This is a genomic window from Thiomonas bhubaneswarensis (assembly GCF_001418255.1).
GTDB classification, from domain to species: Bacteria; Pseudomonadota; Gammaproteobacteria; order Burkholderiales; family Burkholderiaceae_C; genus Thiomonas; species Thiomonas bhubaneswarensis.
In genome coordinates this window covers 137290-152836 of the sequence record NZ_LIPV01000008.1, presented here as the reverse complement: position 1 = coordinate 152836, position 15547 = coordinate 137290, and the positions used below count along the sequence as shown (strand labels likewise).

The following is a 15547-nucleotide window of genomic DNA, read 5'->3' as shown; positions in this document are numbered from 1 at the left end:
ACGATGATAGGCGCCCGCCTGGGACACTCTTCGGGCGAAACCGCGGTGACACAATGGGGCGATGGTATGATTCCCTCTTGCCGTGAGAAGCGTAAAGTCTTAGTTAAATCAAATAGTTAGACAGCATAGATGCGTTTGACCTCTCTTCGCCTGGCCGGGTTCAAGTCGTTTGCCGAACCTGTGACGCTGCCGTTTCCCGGTCGCATCAGTGGCATCGTCGGGCCCAACGGTTGCGGAAAATCGAACGTGATCGACGCGGTGAGGTGGGTGCTGGGCGAGAGCAAGGCGAGCGAACTGCGCGGCGAATCCATGCAGGACGTCATCTTCAATGGCAGCGGCCAGCGCAAGGCGGCCAGCCGTTGCAGCGTGGAAATGGTGTTCGACAACAGCGATCACCGCATTGGCGGGCAGTGGGGCCAGTTCACCGAAATCGCCATCAAGCGCGTGCTCACCCGCGACGGCACGTCGAGCTATTTCATCAACAACCAAGCCGTGCGCCGCCGCGACGTGCACGACATTTTTCTCGGCACCGGCCTGGGGCCGCGCTCCTACGCCATCATCGGTCAGGGCACCATCACCCGCATTCTGGAGTCGCGTCCGGAAGATCTGCGCATGATGCTCGAAGAAGCCGCCGGCGTGTCCAAGTACAAAGAGCGCCGCCGCGAAACCGAGAACCGCCTGCAGGACACCCGCGAGAACCTCACCCGCGTGCAGGACATCCTGCGCGAACTCGGCAGCAACCTTGGGCGGCTGGAACAACAGGCCGAAGTCGCCACCCGCTATCAGGGCTTGCAGGCCGACGCGACCCGGGTGCAACACCAGCTCTGGCTGCTGCGCCAAGACGAGGCGCAGGCCAAACGCCAGCAGATCACCCTGGCCGGCGGCGAGGCGATGAATGCGCTGGAGGCCCGCATCGCCGAGCAGCGTGGCATCGAGGCGGAAATCGAGGCTCTGCGTCAGGCGCAGTTCGCCAGCAGCGACGCGCTCAACCGAGCGCAGGCGACGTTTTACGCCGCGCAGTCGCGCGTCAGCCAGCTCGAAGCCGAGATCCGTTTCGTGTTCGAAGGGCGACAGCGTGCCCAAGAGGCGCTGCAGGGCATCGACGCGCAGGTGCAGGAATGGCAACAGCGGCACGATGCCGCCGTGGAGCAGGCCACCCATACGGCCGAGCGTCTGGCCGATGCCGAGATTCAGGCCGAAGTGGCGCAGGCCCGCGCGCAGGAACATGGCGAAACCCTGCCCGCGCTCGAAGCCGCGCTGAGCGAGGCGCAGTTGCGCGCCGCCGACGAGCGCGCCCAAGCCGTGGGCGCGCAGCAGGCGCTGCAGGCCGAGGCCGAACGGCAGCGCAGCCTGAGCCAGCAGCTCCAGCAGTTGCAGCAGCGCGCCGAGCGGCTGCGCGCCGAACAGCGCACGGTGGTCGCGCCCGACAGCCTGCGCCTGGCCGATCTGAAACGCCAGCAGGAGAGCCTGACTGAAGAGCTCGACGCCACGCGTGCGCAGCGCGAACATCTCGAAGACGCCCTGCCCGAATGGCAGCAGGCGCGGCAGGAGGCGCAGCAGGCCCAGCAGGCCGCCGCGGCGCAACTCGCCGCCACGAGTGCGCGCATTGCCGCGCTCAAGGCCCTGCAGGAGCGGGTGCTCACCGAGGGCAAGCTGCGTCCCTGGCTGGCCAAGCATGGGCTCGACGGCCTGTCGCCGCTCTGGTCGCGCCTGCAGGTCGAAACCGGGCTGGAAACCGCGCTCGAAGCCGTATTGCGCGAGCGTCTGTCCGCCCTTGAGCTGCGGCAGCTCGACATGGCCGCAGGCTTCGGCGGCGATGTGCCGCCGGCCAAGCTGGCGTTCTATTCAGCGGCGGTGCAGGCGCCGGGCGCCGTGGCATCTGCCGCTGCACCCGAGGGCTACCGCCCCTTGCGTGAAGGCGTGCGCAGCGGCGATGCGGCGCTGTCCGGCCTGCTCGACGACTGGCTGGGCACGGTGTTTCTCGCGCCTACTCTGCAGCAGGCGCTGGCGCTGCGGGCGGGTCTGCCACCGCAGACTCTGCTGGTAACCCGCGAAGGGCACGCCGTGTCGCGCCAGAGCGTGAGCTTCTACGCCCCCGACTCGGAGCAGTCGGGCGTGCTCGCCCGCCAACAGGAAATCGACAACCTCGAGCGCCAGATCAAGGCCGAGCAGCTCATCGCCGAGCAAAGCCGGACGCAGCTTCACCAGGCCGAGCACGAACTCGGGCAGGCGCAGGAGCAGCTCGCCGCGTTGCAGCGTCGCCAGCAGCAGGACACGCAGCAACTCCATACCGTGCAGGTCGAATTGCTCAAGCTCACCCAGCAGGCCGAGCAGAGCGCCGCGCGCCACGGCCAAATCGAAGCCGATCTGGCGGACATCGACGCCCAGACGGAAGAACTGCTGGCGCAGCAGACCGAGAGCGAAGCCCGGTTCGAGACGCTAGATGCCCGCTTGGCCGACCAGCAGCAGCTTCAGGCCGACCTCGACACGGTGGTGATCGACGCCCAGCAGGCGCTGGCCGATGCCCGCGCGCAGCAGCGCCAGCTCGAATCGCAGGCGAGCGAGGCCGGCTATGCGGTGCGCAGCCTGCAGCAGAAACTTGCCGATCTGCAGCGCGAAGCGCAGACGGCTCAGGCGCAACTCGCCCGTCAGCACAGCGCCCGCGAGGCGGCGCAGGCCGAACTGGCACGGCTCAATGAACAAAGCGCCCAGACCGGGCTGCAGACCGCGCTGGCCGAGCAGGAGAGCGCGCAGGCCGTCTTGGGCGCGCGGCGCAGCGAGGCCGACGACATCGCCCAGCAACTGCGCCTGCGCGAGGAGGCCCGGCTCACCCTCGACCGCGACCTCGACCCGCTGCGCCAGCGCATTACCGAGCTGCAGCTCAAGGAGCAGGAATTCCGACTGCAGGCCGAGCAGTTCGCCCAGCAGCTCGCCGACGCGCAGGCCGACATCGACGCGGTGCGCGCCAGTCTGCCCGAAGACGTGCAGGCTGCAGCGCTTGGGCGCGAATTCGACCGGCTGCAGCGCGACATCGCGGCGCTGGGCGCGGTCAATCTGGCCGCGCTCGACGAGCTCGGTCAGGCGCGCGAGCGCAAGCAGTTTCTCGACGCGCAGCACGACGATCTGCAAACCGCCATCACCACCCTCGAAGACGCCATCCGCAAGATCGACGCCGAAACCCGCGACATGCTGGCCACCACCTTCGAGCAGATCAACGACCACTTCGGCCGCATGTTTCCGCTGCTGTTCGGCGGCGGCAACGCTCGGCTCATCATCACCGGCGAGGAAATACTCGACGCCGGGGTGCAGGTCATGGCGCAGCCGCCGGGCAAGAAGAACAGCTCGATTCACCTGCTCTCCGGCGGCGAAAAGGCGCTGGTCGCCATTGCCCTGGTGTTTGCCATCTTCCAGCTCAACCCGGCGCCTTTCTGTCTGCTCGACGAGGTGGACGCGCCGCTGGACGACGCCAACACAGAGCGCTACGCCCGGCTGGTCAAGGACATGTCGGCCAGCACCCAGTTTCTTTTCATCTCGCACAACAAGATCGCCATGGAAATGGCCGACCAGCTCATCGGCGTGACCATGCAGGAGCAGGGCGTCTCACGTACCGTTGCCGTGGAAATGGACGCGGCGCTACGCTTCGCCCAGGCCGCCTGAGCCCTCACATCACACCCCGAAGGATTCCTGGATGGGACAGTTGCAAACCGCCCTGATCGTCATCGGCGCCATTATCATTGCCGCCGTCGTCGCCTACAACACCTGGCAATCGAGCAAGTTCAAGCGCCAGCGTGCAACCCCGGGCGACGATGTGCAGACCGCCATCGAGCCCGCCGGGCTCGACACCCTGCAGATCGCCACCGACAGTCCCATGGTGGAGCCAGTCTCGCTGGGGCCGGACGTCGGCCCGCGTCCCCGGCTGGTGCCGCTGCAGATCGACCCGCTGATTGACGCCATCGCCAGCTATCAGCTCGAACCGGTGCGCTCCGGCGACGTGCTGCTGCCGCGCCTGCCCAAGACCGCGCGGGCCGGCGCCAAGCGCATGTTGTTCGAGGGCCGTCACGCCGAAACCGGCAAGTGGGAGCCATTGCAGGCTCAGGGGCAGTACGCCGAGTTGCAGGCTGCCGTGCAGTTGTGCAACCGGGCCGGGCCGATCAATGCCATCGAGTTTTCCGAGTTCATCGCCAAATGCCACGAGCTCGGCGACGCGCTCGGGGTGGCGCCCGACCTGCCCGACATGGCCGAGGCGCTGGATCAGGCCCGTTCGCTCGACGCATTCGCCAACGACAACGATGCCCAGCTCTCCATCACCCTGCGCGCCCGCAGCGTGCCGTGGGGGATGGACTTCTTGCGTCAGCGCGCCCAAGCGGTGGGCTTCGTGCCCGGGGCCGAAGCCGGGCGCATGGTCCTGCTCTATCAGGACGTCGAACAGACGCCCACGCCGCTGGTTCATCTGCAGTTCGATGCCCGCGCCGATTTATCGGACGGCGCCGCCGCCGTGAGCCACGCCACGCTGCTGCTCGAAGTGCCGCAGGCGCCGGCCGCGCAAAAGCCCTTCAGCCGCATGCGCCAGGTCGCCCGCGAACTCGCCACCGCCCTCGACGCCGCCGTGGTCGACGACAACAACGCGCCGCTGTCCGACGCCGCGCTCGATCACATCGAAAAGCAGCTCGACATGCTGTACGAGGTGCTCGATCAGCACGGCCTGCCCGCGGGTTCCGCCGCTGCGCAGCGGCTGTTTTCGTGACGCGCCGACCAGCCCGATGCCTCCACCCGATCTGTTCGCGCAGCCCGCCGAGCGCGCCGCGCAACTGCGCGCCGATTTGGCGCGCTACGACCATGCCTATTACGTGCTCGACGCGCCGCTGGTGCCCGACGCCGACTACGACGCGCTGTTCCAGGAGCTCCAGCGGCTGGAAGAGGAACACCCCGAGCTGCGCACGGCCGATTCGCCCACCCAGCGCGTAGGCGGCTCGCCGCTGCCGGCTTTCGCCCCGGTGCGGCATGCCGTGCCCATGCTGTCGATCCAGACCGAGACCGACACGACGCTGCAGGGCGCCGTCGCCTTCGACCTGCGGGTGCGCAACAAGCTCGGTCTCGGCCCCGACGATCCGCCCGTGACCTACGCGGCGGAGCTCAAGTTCGACGGCCTGGCTATCAGCTTGCGCTACGAGCGCGGCGTGCTGGTGCAGGCCGCCACGCGCGGCGATGGCGAAACCGGCGAAGACGTCACGCAGAACGTGAGAACCATCCGCAGCGTGCCGCTGCAACTCAGGGGCAACCCGCCGGAAGTGCTCGAAATTCGCGGCGAGGCGCTGATGAAACGTGCCGACTTCGAACGCTACAACGCCCGCCAGCGCGAGCATGGCCTGCCCACCCTGGTCAACCCGCGCAACGGCGCGGCGGGTAGCATCCGCCAGCTCGACCCGAGGGTTGCCGCGCAGCGGCCGCTGGCCTTCTACGCCTACGGCTGGGGCGAGATCGTCGGCTGGTCCGACCAGCCCGACACCCACCATGCCATGCTCGACGCCTTCGAGGCTTTCGGCCTGCCGGTGGCGCCGCAGCGGGTGCATGGCGCAGGCCCGCAGACGCTCATCGACTTCCACGCCCGCATCGCCGCCGAGCGCGACAGCCTGCCCTTCGACATCGACGGCGTGGTCTACAAGGTCGACAGCCTAGCGTTGCAGCGCGAACTCGGCTTTCGCAACCGCGAGCCCGTCTGGGCCGTGGCGCACAAATACCCGGCGCAGGAGCGCAGCACCCGCGTGCTGGCCATCGATATCCAGGTGGGCCGCACCGGCAAGCTCACTCCGGTGGCCAAACTCGAGCCGGTGTTCGTCGGCGGCGTGACCGTCACCAACGCCACCCTGCACAACGAAGACGAGGTGAGGCGCAAGGACGTGCGGGTGGGTGACTCCGTCATCGTGCGCCGCGCCGGCGACGTGATTCCCGAAGTCGTCGGCGTCATCCTCGACGCCCGTCCGGCCGATGCTGGCGAACCGTTCGACCTCTACCAGCAACTCTGCGGCAAGTGCCCGGTGTGCGGTTCAGCCATCGTGCGTGAGGAGGGCGAGGCCGACTGGCGCTGCACCGGCGGTCTGTTCTGCGCGGCGCAGCGCAAACAGGCCATTCTTCACTACGCCAGCCGCCGCGCCATGGACATCGAGGGCCTGGGCGAAAAGCTGGTCGATCAGCTCGTTGACGGCGGCATCGTGCGCGTGCTGCCCGATCTTTACCGCCTCGGCCTGATGAAACTCGCCGCGCTCGACCGCATGGCCGAAAAAAGCGCGGCCAATCTGCTGCAGGCTCTTGAACGCAGCAAGTCCACGACCCTGGCCCGCTTCCTGTTCGCGCTGGGCATCCGGCATGTGGGTGAGGCCACCGCCAAGGATCTGGCCCGGCATTTCGGCAGTCTGGATGCCATTCTCGATGCGTCGCTGGAACAGTTGCTGGCGGTGCCCGATGTCGGACCGGCGGTGGCGCAGAGCATCCGCACCTTTTTCGACCAGCCGCACAACCGCGAGGTCGTCGAACAATTGCGCGCCTGCGGTGTGCACTGGGACGAGACCGCGCCCGATGTCGATGCGCCCAAGCCCTTGAGCGGCAAAACCCTGGTGCTCACCGGCACCCTGCCCACCCTCAGCCGCGAGCAGGCCAAGGCCCTCATCGAAGCGGCGGGCGGCAAGGTGGCGGGGTCGGTGTCGAAAAAGACCGATTTCGTCGTCGCCGGTGCCGAAGCGGGGAGCAAGCTGGCCAAGGCCGAGGAACTGGGGGTGACGGTGCTCGACGAGGCCGGGTTGCAGTCTCTGCTGGCGGGTACGTCGCATGGCTGAGCCCGCGCCGCTGATCGGCCTCGACCTCGGCGGCACCAAGATCGAAGTGGCGGTGCTCGATGGGCAGGGCCGTTTTCTGCTGCGCGAGCGCAGGCCCACGCCGCAGGGCGACTACGCCGCAACGCTGCGCGTCATGGGCGAACTGGTCGCCCAGGCCGATGCCCATCTGGCAGCCATGGGGGTCGGGCGCTTGCCGGTCGGCGTGGCGATACCGGGGTCGATTTCGCCGAACAGTGGGTTGATTCGCAACGCCAATTCCACGGTGCTCAACGGCAAACCCTTGCTGGCCGATCTCCAGGCGCTGCTGGCGCGGCCGGTGCGGCTGCACAACGACGCCAACTGTCTGGCCGTCAGCGAGGCCATCGACGGCGCAGGGCAGGGCGCGCGCCTGGTGTTCGCGGTCATCCTCGGTACGGGCGTGGGCGCGGGCATCGCCATCGGCGGACGCGACTGGCTGGGCTGCAATGCCGTGGCCGGCGAATGGGGGCACAACCCGCTGCCGTGGCCGCGAACAGCATCGGCCTGGGGCGAACTGCCCGGCCCGCGCTGCTGGTGCGGCCTTCAGGGTTGCATCGAAACCTGGTTGAGCGGCCCGGCTTTCGCCGCCGACCATGCCCTGCACACCGGGCAGCAGCTTGCGGCGCATGACATCACCGCGGCCATGCGCAGGGGCGATGCGGCGGCGCGCGCCAGTTTCATCCGCTATTGCGACCGCCTGGCGCGGGCGCTGGCGCATGTCATCAACCTGCTTGACCCGGAGGTCATCGTGCTGGGCGGCGGCATGAGCAATGTGGGCGAGCTTTACACCGAAGTGCCGCAGCGCTGGGGCGCGTGGGTGTTTTCAGATGAGGTGCGCACCCGGCTGCTGCCCGCGATGCACGGCGATTCGTCGGGAGTTCGCGGTGCAGCCTGGCTGTGGCGCGATCAGGCGACCCCGTTCTCGTCAGTCCCCTGACGCTCGGCAAAGTCGAGCGCGGCCGAATTGATGCAGTAGCGCAGCCCCGTGGGGTTGGGGCCGTCGGGGAAGACATGGCCGAGATGCGCGCCGCAATGGCTGCATTGCACCTCGGTACGCACCATGCCGTGGCTGGTGTCGCGCACCTCGCGGATGACGGCCTGGGCGGTAGGCTGCCAGAAGCTCGGCCAGCCGCTGCCCGACTCGTACTTGGTCTGCGAATCGAACAGCGGCGTACCGCAGCACACGCAGCGATACACGCCGTCGCCGTGGTAATTCCAATACAGCCCGGTGAACGGCGGCTCGGTGGCGCTGCAGCGCGTCACGCGGTACTGTTCTTCGGTGAGTTTGTCGCGCCAATGGGCATCGTTGGCGTCTTGGGGCATCGGCTTGGACATGATGTGTCTCCTTTTTAGGACGAGCAGGACAGGCAGGCGGGCGGCGCATGCTCGGGCGGTGGCTCGGTGTAGTGCGCGGGCGCTGCGTCGGCATCGAACGGGTTTTCCAGCGCCCGCAGCAGACGACGCACCTCGCTGAAATCGCCGGCCTCGGCCTGGGCGATGGCGTTTTGCGCCAGATGATGACGCAGCACGACGACGGGGTTGACCGCGTTCATTGCCACCGCGCGCTCGGCATCGCCGCGCGGCTCCAGGCGCAGGCGCGCACGGTAGCGCGCCACCCAGTCGGCCAGTCGCTGCGGTTCGCGCCGGGCCTGCTCGGTGAGTGCGGCGGGAATGGGCGCGCGCTCGTCGGCGGCAAGCCGGGCGAGATGGCGAAAGCTCAGCGTCCAGTCGCTGTGATTGGCTTGCAGGGTGTCGAGCAGATCCTGGAACAGATCGCCGTCGTCCGGCAAGAGCCGCGTGAGGCCGAGCTTGGCCGCAAGCTGGCGTTGCATGGCCTGCACATACTTCGGCCGGAAGCCGTTGATCACCTCCAGCGCCGACTCGGGGGCGTCGATCAGCGGCAGCAGCGCCTGACCCAGCGCCAGCAGGTTCCAGTGCGCGATCGCCGGTTGCCGCCCGTAGGCGTAACGCCCACCACGATCCGTCGTGTTGGGAGTGTGTAGCGGATCGTAGGCATCGAGAAAGGCGAAGGGGCCGTAGTCGATGGTCCAGCCGAGGATGGACATATTGTCGGTATTCATCACCCCGTGGATGAAGCCGACCGCCTGCCACTGCGCGATGAGTTGCGCGGTGCGGTCCACCACCCATTGCAGCAGCGCCAGGGCAGGCTGCGGAGCGTCGGCGCAGGCCGGGGCGTGGTGCGCGATCACCCAGTCGCACAACTGCCGCAGCTGGTCGGTCTGCCCGCTGTAGCTGAAATGCTCGAAGTGCCCGAAGCGCACGAAACTTGGCGACAGCCTTGTGACCATCGCCGCGGTTTCGATGCGCTCGCGCCGCACCGGACGGGTCGAACCCACCAGGCACAGTGCCCGCGTGGTCGGTATGCCCAGCGCCGCCATGGCCTCGGAGCACAGAAACTCTCGGATGGAGGAGCGCAGCACCGCCCAGCCGTCGCCCATGCGCGAATAGGGCGTGCGGCCACTGCCCTTGAACTGCACTTCCCAGCGCCCGTCGCCGTCGGCATCGGGCCAGTCGCCCAGCAGCAGGGCGCGGCCGTCGCCGAGCTGCCCGGCCCAGTTGCCGAACTGATGTCCCGCGTACACGGTGGCACGGCTGCCGCCGCTGATCTCCGCGACATGCCCGCCGAAGGCCAGTGCCCAGTCGTGCTCTTCGGCCGCATTGCGCGGCGGCGACAGCCCGACGAGGGCCGCGGCGCGGGCGCTGCTGGCGACCAGAACGGGGTCGGGCAGGGGACTGACCGCCACGGGCACGCTGAACGCATCGCCCAGCGTGGCGTAGGCATGCGCCAGGGGCGGCCAGGTCTGCCCCGTTCGCGCGGGGGCGGGCGTGTCCAGAGCGAGGGCGACAGGAGTCATACGCGAATTCTCGGAGAAAGCCGGTGCCCCGGCGGGCATCGGGGTATCCTTTCTGTCATGCAGCCTGCTAACAGCCTCTCTCTCGGCAATCCAGATGCGGTCATCGCCCTTCCGTTCGGTCGCATGGGGCTGTTCTGCAGCCAAGATGCCGTGCAGCATCTGGCCTACCTCCCGCCGGACACCGCCCTGGTGCCACCCGCTGGAGCGTTGTGCCGCGAACTGGCGGCGCAACTGCAGGCCTATGCCGAAGATCCCTCGCATGTCTTCGACCTTCCCCTGACGGCGGCGGGCACGCCCTACCAGCAAAGGGTGTGGGCGTTGCTGCGACTGATTCCGCCGGGCCGCACCCGCACCTACGGCGACGCCGCCGCAGAACTGCACAGCGCGGCGCGCGCCGTGGGGCAGGCCTGCGGCGCCAATCCGTTCGCGCCCATCGTGCCGTGCCATCGCATCGTGGCGCGAGGCGGTCTGGGCGGTTTTGCCCATTCCACCGCCGAGTCGGGGTATCTGCTGGGCGTCAAGCGCTGGCTGATTCAGCACGAGAGCCGCCTGGCGCTCGCTCACGGGACTACCCTCCTCGCTACGCTCGACTCCCCGAGGGAGTCGAGCGCCACCTTCGGGCGGCCGTGCGGTGGCGCTCATGGCTGAACCGCCGGTCCACCGCGACTGGCCGCCCGCGCCTCAAGCCTGCGCCTCGGTGATCGAGCGGTTTTGCGAAGCTCTCTGGCTGGAGGATGGTCTGTCGAGCAACACCCTGGCCGCGTACCGGCGCGATCTCACCCTGATGGCGCGCTGGCTGGCGTTTACGCATCGTCCACCGCTGGTCGATGCGGCCATGCGCGACGTTCAGGCCTATATCGCAGCTCGCTTCGCGCAGAGCAAGGCCACGTCGTCGAACCGCCGTCTGGTGGTGCTGCGCCGGTTTTACCGCTGGGCGCTGCGCGAACATCTGCGCAGCGACGATCCGACCCTGCAGCTCGACACCGCCCGCCAGCCACCACGCCGGCCCAAGACCCTGAGCGAGGCCCAGGTCGAGGCCCTGATCGTCGCCCCCGACGTGAACACCCCGCTGGGTTTGCGCGACCGCGCCATGCTCGAACTGCTATACGCCAGCGGCCTGCGCGTGAGCGAGCTGGTGGCGCTGCCCGTGGTGCGGCTTTCGCTCGATCAGGACGTGGTGCACATCGCGGGAAAGGGCGGCAAGGAGCGGTTGGTGCCTTTCGGCGCTGCGGCGCACGACTGGCTGCAACAGTATCTGCGCACTGCGCGGCATGAACTGCTGCAGGGGCGCGACAGTCCGTTTCTGTTCGTCACCGCCCGCAGCGGGCAGAGCGCCCGCGAAGCGGTCGGCATGACCCGGCAGATGTTCTGGATGCGCCTGAAGGTCTACGCGAGGCAGGCGGGCATCGACGTGCCCCTCTCGCCCCACACCCTGCGTCACGCCTTCGCCACGCATCTGCTCAATCACGGCGCCGATCTGCGTGTGGTGCAATTGCTGCTCGGTCATGCCGATATTTCGACCACGCAGATCTACACCCACATCGCGCGCGAGCGGCTCAAGGTGCTTCATACCCGCCACCACCCCCGCGCCTGAGACGTCCACCGCATCATGGCCCAAGACAACTTCTGGTCCGCCTTCGTCTTGCTGTTGCTGATTCTCGACCCGTTCGGCAATCTGCCTTTTTTTATCGCGGTCATGCGCAAGCTGCCTCCCAAGCGGCGCCTGCCCGTGGCGCTGCGCGAGATCGGCATTGCCTACGTCGTGCTGCTCGCCTTCATGTTCGGCGGACATGGGTTTCTCAAGCTGATGAACCTCAGCCAGCCGTCGATCGAAGTGGCCGGTGGCGTCATTCTGCTGCTGGTGGCGATCAAGATGATTTTTTCCACCACCTCCGAAATCTTCGGCGGCGAAGGCGGACGCGAGCCGCTGATCTTTCCGCTGGCCGTGCCGCTGCTCGCCGGACCGTCGGCGCTGGCCACGGTGCTGCTGCTAGCCTCGCGCCAGCCTGGCGAAATCTGGACCTGGGTGGGCGCGCTGAGTTCCGCTGTGGCGCTGACCGGCGGTCTGCTGCTGATGGCCGAGACCCTGCTCAAGTGGCTGGGCGACTCGGTGATGAACGCCGCCGAAAAGCTCATGGGCCTGATCCTCACCGCCATCGCCGTCAACATGCTGCTGTCGGGCATCCGCAGTTATTTTGGGCTTTGATGTTGCGCTATGAAAACGCAGGTGGCGTCGATACGATAGCGCTGCCGAATGTCTCCACGTCACAGATCACCATGGAACGACTGACCATCACTACGGAAGACCGCGAAGCCCTGGCGCATTTTCTCGGCCAATTGGTTGACACCAGCATCCTCACCCGCCGTGAAATTCACGACTTTCTCGATTACTGCGACCTGATGGCGCCGAAGAAGGGCGAGGTCATCGCCGACATCGGCCAGGTCGGCGAAAGCCTTTTCTTCGTGCTCGAAGGCCAGGGCTGCCTCATGGCGCAGTTGCCCGAGAGCGAGATGGAGGTCGGCAAGATCCAGCCCGGCGAGATGCTGGGCGAAATGAGCTTCTTCGACCGCAAGCCGCGCGAGGTTCGCCTGCGCGCCGGCGAAGACACCCGCCTGCTGCGCATCAGCCGCAAGATGTACGACCGCCTGCGCCTGGAGCGCCCGCTGCTGGCGGTGCTGCTGCTGGAAGTGGCCATCATCAGCCTCGACCACCTCTATCGCCGCACTTCCTCTGACATGGCGCAACTCAACCGCTACATCCACCGCACGGGGCGGTAAGCCGCGCTGCAAGCCGATGGATGAAGTCCTGCACTTCTGGTTCACCGAGAGCCAGCCTGAGCAGTGGTTCAGGGTCGATCCGGCCTTCGATGCTCTGATTCGCAGGCGCTTCAGCGCGCTGCACGAGAGGGCAAGCCGATGCGAGCTATGGGAGTGGCGCAGCGCGCCTGAAGGGCGTCTAGCCGAGATCATCGTGATCGATCAGTTTTCGCGCAATATGTTCCGCGGCACGCCTGCGGCCTTCGCCACCGACCCGCTGGCCCTGGCGCTGGCGCAAGAGGCCGTGGCCTGCGGCGCCGACCGGACACTGGAGCCGTCGCATCGGGCGTTTCTCTACATGCCCTACATGCACAGCGAATCGCGCGCGGTGCAGGTGGAAGCCGAGCGCCTGTTCCGCGAAAACGGCCGCCCCATCAACTACTCCTTCGCCCTGCGGCACAAGGCCATCATCGATCGATTTGGTCGCTACCCGCACCGAAACGCCATTCTTGGCCGAGTCTCGACCGACGAAGAGCTTGAGTTTCTGCGCCAGCCCGGTTCGTCGTTTTAACCCAGATTGTTCATGAGGGCACGGGATGATGGCGAGGCGGGTTGGGGATGGATTTGGCCCGGCGCGACAAGCCCATAGCCCAAGCTATGGGCGCGAAGCGCGGGGGCAAAGACGCCCAAATCGACCGCCAGCGCCCGTGCAGGCACGCAGTGCCGCCTAATGGACGATCTGGGTTTAATCCTTAGCGCGACATCCATTCCAGTTCCGCCGCGCTGAACCCCGCCTGCAACCGGGCCTCGCGATTGAACGGGGGCCTGGAGCGCGGCGCGCCGTATTGCTCGGCGAGGTCGTCATGGGCGGTCAATGGGTTCAGCCCCGCGCGGGCGCAGGCCCAGTGATACCAGCGGTTGCCGATGGTGACATGGCCGATTTCGTCGGCGAGGATGCGGTCGAGAATCTCGGCACCGCGCGCATCGTCGGCAGCGGCGAGCTTGGCGCGGATGCTCGGATTGACGTCCAGCCCACGGGCTTCGAGGGTGCGCGGCACCAACGCCATGCGGGCCAGCAGATCGCCGGCAGTTTTCTCGGCCATGTCCCATAGGCCGTTGTGCGCCGGAAAGTCGCCATAAGCGCCGCCCTGATCATGGAGATGCGCGCGCAGCAGGCTGAAATGCTCGGCCTCCTCGGCGGCGACGCCGATCCAGTCGCGGTAGAAATCTTCGGGCAGACCGGAGAATCGCCACACCGCGTCTAGCGCCAGATTGATGGCGTTGAACTCGATGTGGGCAATGGCGTGCAGCAGCGCGGCGTGGCCCTGCGGGTCGCGCGGGTTGCGTCGGGGCATCTGCTGCGCGGCGATCAGTTCGGGCCGGGCGGGGCGGCCGGGCAGGGCGGTGTGCCGCTCGGGCCGCAGGGTTCGACCAGGGTCGATCAACGCCCGACCGGTTCGGAGATCTTCACGCAGCGCAAGGGCCAGCTCAACCTTGGCGCTCGGATCGGGCTCGATCAGGGCGGCGAGCGCCTGCGCACGCGCGCATTGGGGTGCATCGCCCCTGCTCACTGCGTTTTCTTCAGCACCGTCATGGCCGAGGCGATCAGTCCTGCGGCCTGACTCATGTCGTTGGGAACGACCAGGGTGGTGCTCGATTTGGCCAGACCCGCATAGGCGTCGAGTCCCTGCTGCGCCACCTTGAGTTGCACCGCCTCGCTGCCACCGGGTTTCTGGATGGCGGCGGCCACGACTTCCAGCGCATGCGCCGTTGCATTGGCCACCGCTTCGATGGCCGCGGCTTCGCCCTGGGCCGTATTGATCGCGGCCTGCTTTTCCCCTTCGGAGCGGGCGATGAAAGCCTGGCGCTCACCTTCGGCGAGGTTGATCTGCTGCTGCCGCTCGCCTTCGGATTTGGCGATCACGGCCCGCTTTTCACGCTCGGCGGTGATCTGTCGCTGCATGGCATGCAGGATTTCGGTGGGCGGGGTGAGATCCTTGATTTCATAGCGCAGCACCTTGACACCCCAGGTGGCGGCGGCTTCGTCGAGGGCGTTGACCACGCTGTGATTGATGAACTCGCGCTCTTCGAAGGTCTTGTCCAGCTCCAGTTTGCCGACCACCGAGCGCAGCGTGGTCTGCGCCAACTGGGTGATGGCGACGATGTAGTTGGACGAGCCGTAACTCGCGCGCATGGCGTCGGTCACCTGAAAATACAGCACGCCGTCCACGGTGAGCTGGGTGTTGTCCTTGGTGATGCAGACCTGGCTGGGCACGTCGAGGGGAATCTCCTTGAGCGAATGCTTGTAGGCCACGCTGTCGATGAAGGGAATAATGATGTTCAGCCCCGGTTGCAGCGTGGAGTGATAGCGCCCGAGGCGCTCCAGAATCCAGGCGTTCTGCTGCGGCACGATCTTGATGCCGCGGCTGACGAACAGCACGGCGATGATGGCCAGGATGATGGCGATTTCCATGATGGCTCTCTGGGAAAAGGAAAGGGCAGGGGACGGAGGTCAGTGGGAGTTGTGCGGCACATGCAGGCCACCTGCCGCCGGTTCGGGCGGGGCGGACGCTGCGGGCAGCGGCTCGATCAGCAGCACATTGCCGTCCTGCCCGGCGATGCGGTGCGGGCCGGTGCACAGAGGGCCACGACGCGCAAGCCGGGCCGACCAGTCGGAGCCGCGGTAGTGCACCCGCGCCGCGCCGTCGGCAGACCAGCCGGTGACATCGACTGTGGCACCCAGATCGAGGTTGTCGTGCCGGGCCTCGATGCTGGTGCGCTTGCCGAAAGTGCGCCGCGACAGATAGAGCGCCACCACCGCGCCGCCGCCTACGACCGTGAAGGCCACCCAGTGCCACTGCGGATCCAGACCGGCGTGCGCGGCCAGTGCCCCGGCCACGGCACCGATGGCGAGCATGAGCAGGTAGAAGGTGCCGCTGAGCAGCTCCATGGCGACGAAGAAGCCGGCCAGAATCCACCAGGCGGTCGGGTTGTCCATCTTGCTTACTCCCTTCTCAAAGCAAGCGTGAAAGACGCTTCACGCAGATTTCCTACACTCTCGCACTT

Annotated in this window: 13 protein-coding genes and 1 pseudogene; 9 read left to right on the top strand and 5 right to left on the bottom strand. The window is 67.3% G+C overall.

Annotated elements, in window-relative coordinates; translation table 11 throughout:
- Positions 1–129: 129 nt before the first annotated feature.
- The 4 genes from smc to ASC45_RS11755 are packed head-to-tail and all read left to right on the top strand — an operon-like array spanning position 130 to position 7785.
- The gene (gene smc, locus ASC45_RS11770; RefSeq protein ID WP_055451228.1) at positions 130–3657 is read left to right on the top strand and encodes a chromosome segregation protein SMC; all 3528 of its coding nucleotides are present in this window, start codon (positions 130–132) and stop codon (positions 3655–3657) included.
- Between the two features lie 31 nt (positions 3658–3688).
- A complete protein-coding gene (locus ASC45_RS11765) occupies positions 3689–4744 on the top strand; it encodes a cell division protein ZipA C-terminal FtsZ-binding domain-containing protein (protein ID WP_055451227.1) in 1056 nt (351 codons plus the stop codon).
- A 16-nt stretch (positions 4745–4760) separates the two neighbouring features.
- Complete coding sequence (ligA, locus tag ASC45_RS11760) at positions 4761–6830, top strand: NAD-dependent DNA ligase LigA (RefSeq protein ID WP_055451226.1); 2070 nt, start codon at positions 4761–4763, stop codon at positions 6828–6830.
- Entirely contained in the window at positions 6823–7785 is a 963-nt protein-coding gene (locus tag ASC45_RS11755; RefSeq protein WP_055451225.1) for an ROK family protein, read from the top strand. The genes ligA and ASC45_RS11755 overlap by 8 nt, the downstream gene beginning before the upstream one ends.
- Here ASC45_RS11755 and msrB read toward each other — a convergent pair.
- Both msrB and ASC45_RS11745 read right to left on the bottom strand, forming a co-directional pair.
- Positions 7755–8171, bottom strand: a complete 417-nt coding sequence (msrB, locus tag ASC45_RS11750; RefSeq protein WP_425427628.1) for a peptide-methionine (R)-S-oxide reductase MsrB — start codon at positions 8169–8171, stop codon at positions 7755–7757. The two genes, ASC45_RS11755 and msrB, sit on opposite strands and share 31 nt — an antisense overlap.
- Before the next feature lie 26 nt (positions 8172–8197).
- Entirely contained in the window at positions 8198–9724 is a 1527-nt protein-coding gene (locus ASC45_RS11745) for a protein adenylyltransferase SelO (protein WP_055451263.1), read from the bottom strand.
- Between the two features lie 57 nt (positions 9725–9781).
- Here ASC45_RS11745 and ASC45_RS11740 point away from each other — a divergent pair.
- From ASC45_RS11740 to ASC45_RS11720, 5 genes and pseudogenes are all read left to right on the top strand, one after another.
- Positions 9782–10267: pseudogene (locus ASC45_RS11740) on the top strand (methylated-DNA--[protein]-cysteine S-methyltransferase); the annotation flags it as partial.
- Positions 10268–10364: 97 nt separating this feature from the next.
- Complete coding sequence (gene xerD, locus ASC45_RS11735) at positions 10365–11318, top strand: site-specific tyrosine recombinase XerD (protein ID WP_055451223.1); 954 nt, start codon at positions 10365–10367, stop codon at positions 11316–11318.
- Positions 11319–11333: 15 nt separating this feature from the next.
- Entirely contained in the window at positions 11334–11930 is a 597-nt protein-coding gene (locus ASC45_RS11730) for a MarC family protein (RefSeq protein ID WP_055451222.1), read from the top strand.
- 71 nt (positions 11931–12001) lie between these two features.
- Positions 12002–12502, top strand: a complete 501-nt coding sequence (locus ASC45_RS11725) for a Crp/Fnr family transcriptional regulator (protein WP_055451262.1) — start codon at positions 12002–12004, stop codon at positions 12500–12502.
- Between the two features lie 16 nt (positions 12503–12518).
- Positions 12519–13052, top strand: a complete 534-nt coding sequence (locus ASC45_RS11720) for a DUF924 family protein (protein ID WP_055451221.1) — start codon at positions 12519–12521, stop codon at positions 13050–13052.
- A 181-nt stretch (positions 13053–13233) separates the two neighbouring features.
- Here the strand turns inward: ASC45_RS11720 and ASC45_RS11715 are convergent, their stop codons facing one another.
- From ASC45_RS11715 to ASC45_RS11705, 3 genes are read right to left on the bottom strand one after another with little or no spacing between them, the layout of a single operon-like run.
- On the bottom strand, positions 13234–14052 hold the full coding sequence (locus tag ASC45_RS11715; protein ID WP_055451220.1) for a ferritin-like domain-containing protein: 819 nt from the start codon (positions 14050–14052) through the stop codon (positions 13234–13236).
- Entirely contained in the window at positions 14049–14954 is a 906-nt protein-coding gene (locus ASC45_RS11710) for an SPFH domain-containing protein (protein ID WP_055451219.1), read from the bottom strand. The genes ASC45_RS11715 and ASC45_RS11710 overlap by 4 nt, the downstream gene beginning before the upstream one ends.
- A gap of 39 nt (positions 14955–14993) precedes the next feature.
- Positions 14994–15479, bottom strand: coding sequence for an NfeD family protein (locus ASC45_RS11705; protein ID WP_055451218.1), 486 nt, complete (start codon positions 15477–15479; stop codon positions 14994–14996).
- Positions 15480–15547: the final 68 nt, after the last annotated feature.

What these genes read in the sequence shown, in the direction of transcription:
- smc (WP_055451228.1), top strand. Translation starts at nt 130, where the DNA reads ATGCGTTTGACCTCTCTTCGCCTGGCCGGGTTCAAGTCGTTTGCCGAA.
- ASC45_RS11765 (WP_055451227.1), top strand. Translation starts at nt 3,689, where the DNA reads ATGGGACAGTTGCAAACCGCCCTGATCGTCATCGGCGCCATTATCATT.
- ligA (WP_055451226.1), top strand. Translation starts at nt 4,761, where the DNA reads ATGCCTCCACCCGATCTGTTCGCGCAGCCCGCCGAGCGCGCCGCGCAA.
- ASC45_RS11755 (WP_055451225.1), top strand. Translation starts at nt 6,823, where the DNA reads ATGGCTGAGCCCGCGCCGCTGATCGGCCTCGACCTCGGCGGCACCAAG.
- msrB (WP_425427628.1), bottom strand. Translation starts at nt 8,171, where the DNA reads ATGCCCCAAGACGCCAACGATGCCCATTGGCGCGACAAACTCACCGAA.
- ASC45_RS11745 (WP_055451263.1), bottom strand. Translation starts at nt 9,724, where the DNA reads ATGACTCCTGTCGCCCTCGCTCTGGACACGCCCGCCCCCGCGCGAACG.
- xerD (WP_055451223.1), top strand. Translation starts at nt 10,365, where the DNA reads ATGGCTGAACCGCCGGTCCACCGCGACTGGCCGCCCGCGCCTCAAGCC.
- ASC45_RS11730 (WP_055451222.1), top strand. Translation starts at nt 11,334, where the DNA reads ATGGCCCAAGACAACTTCTGGTCCGCCTTCGTCTTGCTGTTGCTGATT.
- ASC45_RS11725 (WP_055451262.1), top strand. Translation starts at nt 12,002, where the DNA reads ATGGAACGACTGACCATCACTACGGAAGACCGCGAAGCCCTGGCGCAT.
- ASC45_RS11720 (WP_055451221.1), top strand. Translation starts at nt 12,519, where the DNA reads ATGGATGAAGTCCTGCACTTCTGGTTCACCGAGAGCCAGCCTGAGCAG.
- ASC45_RS11710 (WP_055451219.1), bottom strand. Translation starts at nt 14,954, where the DNA reads ATGGAAATCGCCATCATCCTGGCCATCATCGCCGTGCTGTTCGTCAGC.
- ASC45_RS11705 (WP_055451218.1), bottom strand. Translation starts at nt 15,479, where the DNA reads ATGGACAACCCGACCGCCTGGTGGATTCTGGCCGGCTTCTTCGTCGCC.